The 6,901-nt window shown below is 63.9% G+C and carries 5 protein-coding genes; 2 read left to right on the plus strand and 3 right to left on the minus strand.

The window, feature by feature from the left end; translation table 11 throughout:
- Positions 1 to 173: 173 nt before the first annotated feature.
- Entirely contained in the window at positions 174 to 989 is an 816-nt protein-coding gene (locus JHD07_RS28445; RefSeq protein ID WP_291628223.1) for a lytic transglycosylase domain-containing protein, read from the minus strand.
- A gap of 37 nt (positions 990 to 1,026) precedes the next feature.
- Positions 1,027 to 2,880: an NAD(P)/FAD-dependent oxidoreductase gene (locus JHD07_RS28450; RefSeq protein ID WP_291628225.1), complete on the minus strand. Its 1,854-nt coding sequence runs from the start codon at positions 2,878 to 2,880 to the stop codon at positions 1,027 to 1,029.
- 177 nt (positions 2,881 to 3,057) lie between these two features.
- Here JHD07_RS28450 and JHD07_RS28455 point away from each other — a divergent pair, with 177 nt between their 5' ends.
- Together JHD07_RS28455 and JHD07_RS28460 are read left to right on the plus strand one after the other, a co-directional pair.
- Positions 3,058 to 4,683, plus strand: a complete 1,626-nt coding sequence (locus tag JHD07_RS28455) for a long-chain fatty acid--CoA ligase (RefSeq protein WP_291628231.1) — start codon at positions 3,058 to 3,060, stop codon at positions 4,681 to 4,683.
- Between the two features lie 30 nt (positions 4,684 to 4,713).
- Positions 4,714 to 5,925 (plus strand): acyl-CoA dehydrogenase family protein, encoded by a 1,212-nt coding sequence (locus tag JHD07_RS28460; RefSeq protein ID WP_291628227.1) that lies wholly within the window; start codon positions 4,714 to 4,716, stop codon positions 5,923 to 5,925.
- Between the two features lie 121 nt (positions 5,926 to 6,046).
- Here the strand turns inward: JHD07_RS28460 and JHD07_RS28465 are convergent.
- A partial coding sequence (locus tag JHD07_RS28465) for an amino acid ABC transporter substrate-binding protein (protein ID WP_291628229.1) occupies positions 6,047 to 6,901 on the minus strand: 855 nt, incomplete at its 5' end.

Raw genomic sequence — 6,901 nt, forward strand, 5'->3', positions numbered from 1 at the left:
AGCAAACCTCATGCCGTCAGTTCCTTTTGGCAACAACTTTCTCTTGCCGACGCATCACGCCTTGCTGAGCCGCCTCGAGCGCGATCCGATCAGAATGAATCGTCGTCGCGCTTTAGGTCGTTGTTTAAGCATGATCTTTCCGGAAAACCGGTTCGCAGTGTTCCGGATATGCCCTAGCGCAACGCGGCGGGCCCGCCCTCGTCGATCTGCCGGCCCATCAGCGCGATCGCTTTCTGATAGACGCCAGCCGCATTCCAGGCCTCGATGGCGGCGAAGTTCGGCTCGCCCGGTTGGTAGCCAGCTCCTGCTTTCCAGCCATGGGCTTTGAGGAAATTGGCCGTCGAGTTCAGCGCATTGGCAGCGACTTCCAGATTGCCGGTGCCGTAGGCAAGGATGCTCTTGGGCATGAACTGGGTCTGGCCGACCTCGCCATGCATGGAGCCGCGAGTCGATCCCGACAATGTACCGCGGTCGATCAGCTTCAACGCGGCATAGAGCTGGTCAGTGAAGAATTCGGGACGGCGGCAGTCATAGGCGAGGGTCGCGATCGACGACAGCATGTTCTGATTGCCGCGCTGGCTGCCGAAGCCGGTCTCCATGCCCCAGATCGCGATCAGGGGTCCGGGCGGGACGCCGTAGCGCTGCTCGATCGAGGCGAACAAGGCGGCCTGTGACTGCTTCAGCTGCCGTCCCTTGGCGACGATGGTGGTCGCGCCGCGCTTGGCCAGGAACTGGTCGAGCGTCAGCGAGAAGCTGCGCTGGCCGCGGTCGGCCGCGATGGTGGCGCTCGCATAGTTGGTCTGCATCAGCGCCGACAGCGCGGTGGGGCCGATGCCCTTTCCTTGCGCCTCCGCGCTGAATTCGCGCTTCCACGCCTCGAAGCCGACCGGCGAGCTGCCGCATTGCGCGGCCTCGGCGGAGGGTGCGAGGCAACCGAGCAGCGTCATTGCGCCAAGAACCGCTCCCGCAACAGCCCTGCCCCTGATCATCTGCAATCTCTCCTGTCCTGTATCGCTCGGCGCAATCTTACCCGGTGGACGGCGCCGACTCCATGGCCTGATCATAGGACAATTCGAGGCCGTCCAGATTGCCGTCTTTGCGCCATCTGTCGAGCAGCCGCAGGAATGCCACCGGGCCGCGCCAATATTGACTGTTTCTTGCCGCGATTGGATCAAACACGCCTTCATTGTTGTAGTAACCCGGCGTGCATTCGGCGAGATAGGTCTGCCGGCCGAGCGCGGCCTTGACGACCTCCTCGACCCAGGCATCCTCGGCGGCGAGCGTCGGCTCCAGAGTGCGCGCCTTGCGCTCACGCGCCTCCTTAATGACATAGGCGATGTGTTGCGACTGTTCGTCGATGATGTGCGGAAAATTGGCGCTCTGGCCGGCCTGCACCGTGACGATCAGGAAGCAGTTCGGGAAACCGCGGCTGTAGAAGCCATGCAGCGTCTTGACGCCGTCCTGCCAGCGCTCCGACAGGCTCATGCCGCCGCGGCCATAGACCTCGAAGCCCATGCGGCGCGCGTAATCGGTGCCGACCTCGAAACCGCTGGCATAGATCAGGCAATCGAGCTCGTAAGCCCTGCCGTCGACGACGACAGCATTCTCCGTGATGCGCTCGACACCCTCCCCCTTGGTGTCGACCAGATGCACGTTCGGACGGTTGAAAGTGTCGAGATATTCGTCGTGGAAGCACGGCCGCTTGCAGAACGCCTTGTACCAGGGCTTGAGCGCCGCTGCGGTCGCCTCGTCACTGACCACCGCGTCGACACGGGCGCGGATCTCCTCCATCTTGCGATAGTCGGCCTGCTCGATCACCTTCAGAGCCTCTTCCATCGAGGTCACCGGCTGTGCCTGCCGGCGCGGCGCCAGCAGGATCTCGCCGAGCAGGCCAGTCCAGCCGTCCTGCACCAGGTCCTGCTCGAACGGCTCGCCCGAGATCACTGACGTGAAATTGTCCATGCGCTCGCGCTGCCAGCCGGGCTTGAGGTTCTGCGCCCAGGCCGGGTCGGTTGGACGATCGTCGCGAACGCCGATCGCGGACGGCGTGCGCTGGAAGACATAGAGCTCCTTCGCCGAGCGGCCGAGATGCGGCACGCATTGCACCGCCGTGGCACCGGTGCCGATGATGCCGACGCGCTTGTCGGCTAGACCGGTCAGGCCGCCCTCCGCATTGCCGCCGGTGTAGCCGTAGTCCCAGCGGCTGGTGTGAAAGCTGTGACCTTTGAACGTCTCGATGCCGGGAATGCCAGGCAGCTTCGGACGGCTCAGCGGACCGCCGGCCAGAATGACGAAGCGCGCACGGATCTGGTCACCGCGGTCGGTCTCGACCAGCCAGCGCGCGTCCTGCTCCTGCCATGTCATCCGGGAGATGACGGTCTGAAACAGCGCGCGCTCGTAAAGTCCGAAATGACGGCCGATGCGGCGCGAGTGCTCGTAGATCTCCGGCGCCCGGGCATATTTGCGCATGGGAATGTAGCCGGTCTCCTCCAGGAGCGGCAGATAGATGTAGCTCTCGGTATCGCAGGCGGCGCCGGGATAGCGATTCCAGTACCATGTGCCGCCGAAGTCGGCGGCCTTTTCCACGATGCGAAAATTCTCGATGCCGGCCTCGCGCAAGCGCGCGCCACACAAGAGGCCGCCGAAGCCGCCGCCGACGATGAGCACGTCGGTCGCTTCGCTGATGGCTGGCCGCGCAAATCCGGGATCGGCCCAGGGGTCATCGAGGTAGCGGCCGAAATCGCCCGTGACCTCGATATACTGCGCCTTGCCCTCGGCACGCAGACGGCGATCGCGCTCGTCGCGATAGCGCGCACGAAGGGCGGAAATATCAACCGTAGATGCGCCGGCTTCACCGGTCTTGTGTCTTTCCGCTGACATCCATCTCCTCCCGCCAATGCTGCTTCGCCGGCAGCTCACCGCACGTTAGCCCTTAAAAAGCGCTGCATGCAATCACGCGGATTGCCTTTTTACGTGAACGCTGCGCGACGTTCCGCTAACCTCCCGCGCAAATCAGAAGCCTACGCCATGCATCGACGTGGCAATCCGGAGGAGACCATGCAGGGATTGATGATGGACATGCCGCTGCTGATCAGCGGACTGATCCAGTATGCGGCCGACTATCACGGCGAAGCCGAGATCGTCGCGCGCGAGATCGAGGGCGACGTCCATCGCTACACCTATGCCGATGCGCATCCACGCATCAAGCGCATGGCGCTGGCGTTGAAGCGGCTCGGCATGACGCAAGGCGACCGCGTCGGCACGCTGGCCTGGAACACGCACCGTCATTTCGAGATGTTCTACGCGGCGCCCGGCATGGGCTACGTGCTGCACACGGTCAATCCCAGGCTCTTTCCCGATCAACTTGTCTACATCATCAACCACGCCGAAGACCGCCTGCTGTTCATCGACCGCGCCACGCTGCCGCTCGTCGAGGCGATCGCGCCACAGCTCAAGACCATCGAGGCCTATGTCGTGATGTCCTCGCGCGAGCGGATGCCGGAGACGAAGCTTGCCAACGTGCATTGCTACGAAGAGCTCCTGGCACGCGAGAACGAGGCCGGCTTTGCCTGGCCGGAATTCGACGAGAAGTCCGCCTCGACGATCTGCTACACCTCGGGCACGACGGGCAATCCGAAGGGCGTGATCTACTCGCACCGCGCCGCGATCCTGCAGACCATGACCTGCTGCAATTTCGACTTCCTGCCGGGACATGTCGAAGGCGTGCGCGAGGTGATGATGCCGATGGCACCGCTGTTCCACGGCAACGGCTGGAACATGCCGTTCACCGCGCCCTATACCGGCTCAAAGCTGGTGCTGCCCGGCCGCAACTACGAGCCCGACAAGCTCTATGAACTGCTCGAAGGCGAGAAGGTGACGCTGTCGGCGGGCGTGCCGAGCTTCTGGCTGATCCTGCTCGACTGGCTCGGCCGCACCGGCAACAAGTTCTCGACGCTGCGCGCGACGCTGTCGTCGGGCTCGGCCCCGCCGCGCGCGATGGTGGAAAAGCTCAAGCGCGATTACAATGTCGACTACATCCAGGCCTGGGGCATGACCGAGGCGCTGGGCTGCTCGATGCCGGGCTTGCGGCCCGGCTCGGAGCATCTCGGCGAGACCGAGAAATTCGACCGGCGCCAGGTCTCCGGCCGCGCCTGTTTCGGCACCGCCTTGCGCATCGTCGATGAAGCCGGCAACGAGCTGCCGCGCGACGGCAAGTCCGTCGGTCATCTGCGCGCCCGTGGTCCCTGGGTGGCCTCCGGCTACATGAAGCTCGATGAAGGCCTCGACCGCGACGGCTGGCTGATCACCGGCGACATGGCCGTGATCGACCCGCAGGGTCACGTTACGCTGACCGACCGCTCCAAGGATGTGATCAAGTCCGGCGGCGAGTGGATCTCCTCGATCCAGCTCGAGGACATCGCACTGTCCCACCCCGACGTGCTGCAGGCGGCCGTGGTCGCGATCAGCCACGAGAAATGGCAGGAGCGCCCGCTCCTCCTCGTCGTTCGCAAGAAAGGCGCGACGGTCGACGGCCGGACGCTGCTCGACCACATGCGTCCGAGGATCGCAAGCTGGTGGCTGCCTGATGCCGTCGAATTCCTCGACGAATTCCCGATGACCGGCACCGGCAAGGTGCTGAAATCCGCTCTGCGCGACAGATTTAGGGAGTACCGGGTCGCGTAATCGGCCCGCCTTCGATCAAGGAGATGAGAGATGCTCTACCCGATGTCGCCCAAGGTCGTCGAGCTCAAGCGGAGGCTCGAAAGCTTCATGGACCGGCACATCTATCCGAACGAGGAGCGCTTCTACCGCGAGGCTGAAGAGCTCGGGCCATGGAAGGTCTTTCCGGTCGTCGAGGAGCTGAAGCCGCTGGCGCGCAAGGAGGGGCTTTGGAATCTGTTCCTGCCCGAGAGCCATCACGGCGCGGGCCTCACCAACCTCGAATACGCTCCGCTGTGCGAGGTGATGGGCCGCTCGCATCTTGCGCCTGAAGTCTTCAACTGCTCGGCGCCCGACACCGGCAACATGGAGGTGCTGGAGCGCTACGGTTCGGAGCAGGACAAGGAGCGCTGGCTGAAGCCGCTGCTCGCCGGCGAAATCCGCTCCTGCTTTGCCATGACCGAGCCGGCGGTCGCATCATCCGATGCCACCAACATCGAGAGCTCGATCGTGCGCGACGGCGACCATTACGTCATCAACGGGCGCAAATGGTACACGACCAACGCGACCGACCCGCGCTGCAAGATCTGCATCTTCATGGGCAAGACCGATCCCGATAATCCCGATCGCCACAAGCAGCAATCGATGATCCTGGTGCCGATGGACACGCCGGGCATCGAGGTCAAGCGTCCCTTGCCCGTGTTCGGCTTCTACGGCGTGCCCGACCGCGCCTCCGAAGTGATCTTCACCAATGTGCGGGTGCCCCGGGAGAACATGCTGCTCGGCGAGGGCCGCGGCTTCGAGATCGCGCAGGGCCGTCTCGGACCCGGCCGCATCCATCATTGCATGCGCCTGATCGGCCTTTCCGAACGCACGCTGGAGAAGATGTGCCGCCGCGTGCGCAGCCGGGTTGCCTTCGGCAAGCCGGTCTCGGAGCAGACGGTGACGCAGGAGCGCATCGCGGAAGCCCGCATCATGATCGAGCAGGCGCGGCTGCTGACGCTGAACGCGGCCCATGCCATGGACACGGTTGGCAACAAGGTGGCGAAAGCCGAGATCGCCATGATCAAGGTCGCCGTGCCCAACATGGCCTGCCAGATCATCGACTGGGCCATTCAGGCCCATGGCGGCGGCGGCACCTCGAACGATTTCGGACTGACTCAGGCCTACGCCACCGCGCGCTTGCTGCGTCTTGCCGATGGCCCCGATGAGGTCCACCGCAACCAGATCGCGCGGCTCGAGCTGAGGAAATATTCGAACGCGTAGAAGAAGCGATCGTTCGTGAGGCGCCGGCGGCGCTCCCGTTCCTTCTCCCCCTTGTGGGACCCACAAGGGGAGAGGGCGCAACAACATGCAACGGTTACAATCAGCGTTCGGCGGCCTCGCCTCAGTTCACTACGTACACATCGGGATCGGCACTCGAGCTCGGCTTCTTGAAGGCGTTGCGCAAAGCGGGCGACAGCGGGACGTTGTAGTTGAGGCCATTCGGCGGCGTCGGCGATTGCAGCCATTTCCTGTAGAGCACCTCGATCTCCGGGCTGGCATAGAGCTCGGCGGTGGCGCGGTCGGCGAGCGCCTTGAACGGGGCATCCTCCCGCCGCAGCATGATGCCGTAAGGCTCCGGCTTGGACAACGCTTCGGCGCTGATCATGTAGGCTTGCGGCTCCTTCGACCGCGCAATCGCGACCGCGAGCTGGACGTCGTCGAGCGCATAGGCCTGGGCGCGGTCGGTCTCCAGCAGCAGGAACGCTTCGGCCTGGTCCTTGGCCGGCATGATGTTGATGCCGAGATTGCGCTCGGAATTGACCTTGGCAAGCTGCGTCAGGTTCACAGATCCCGCAACGGCGGTGACCGCCTTGCCCTTGAGATCGTCGATGGTGTTGATCTTGGCGGCTGTCTTTGCGGCAAACCGCGTCGCGCTGAGAAAATGCGTGTTGGTGAAGGCGACCTGCTTCTGGCGGTCGGCGTTGTTGGTGGTCGCCGAGCAATGCAGGTCGAGCGTGCCGTTCACCATCAGCGGGATGCGGTTCGACGAGGTCACCGCGAGGGTCTCGACGGAGATGTCGGGCATGCCGAGCTGCTTCTTCACGGCGTCCACGATCCTGAGGCAGATGTCCATGGCAAAGCCGACCGGCTTCTGGTTGCCGTCGAGATAGCTGAACGGAACTGACGCCTCCTGATAGCCCAGCGTGATCTTCCTGGTCTCCTTGATCTTCTGGAGCGTGCCCGAGAGGTCTTCGGC

Source organism: Bradyrhizobium sp. (assembly GCF_016462955.1).
GTDB lineage: Bacteria > Pseudomonadota > Alphaproteobacteria > Rhizobiales > Xanthobacteraceae > Bradyrhizobium.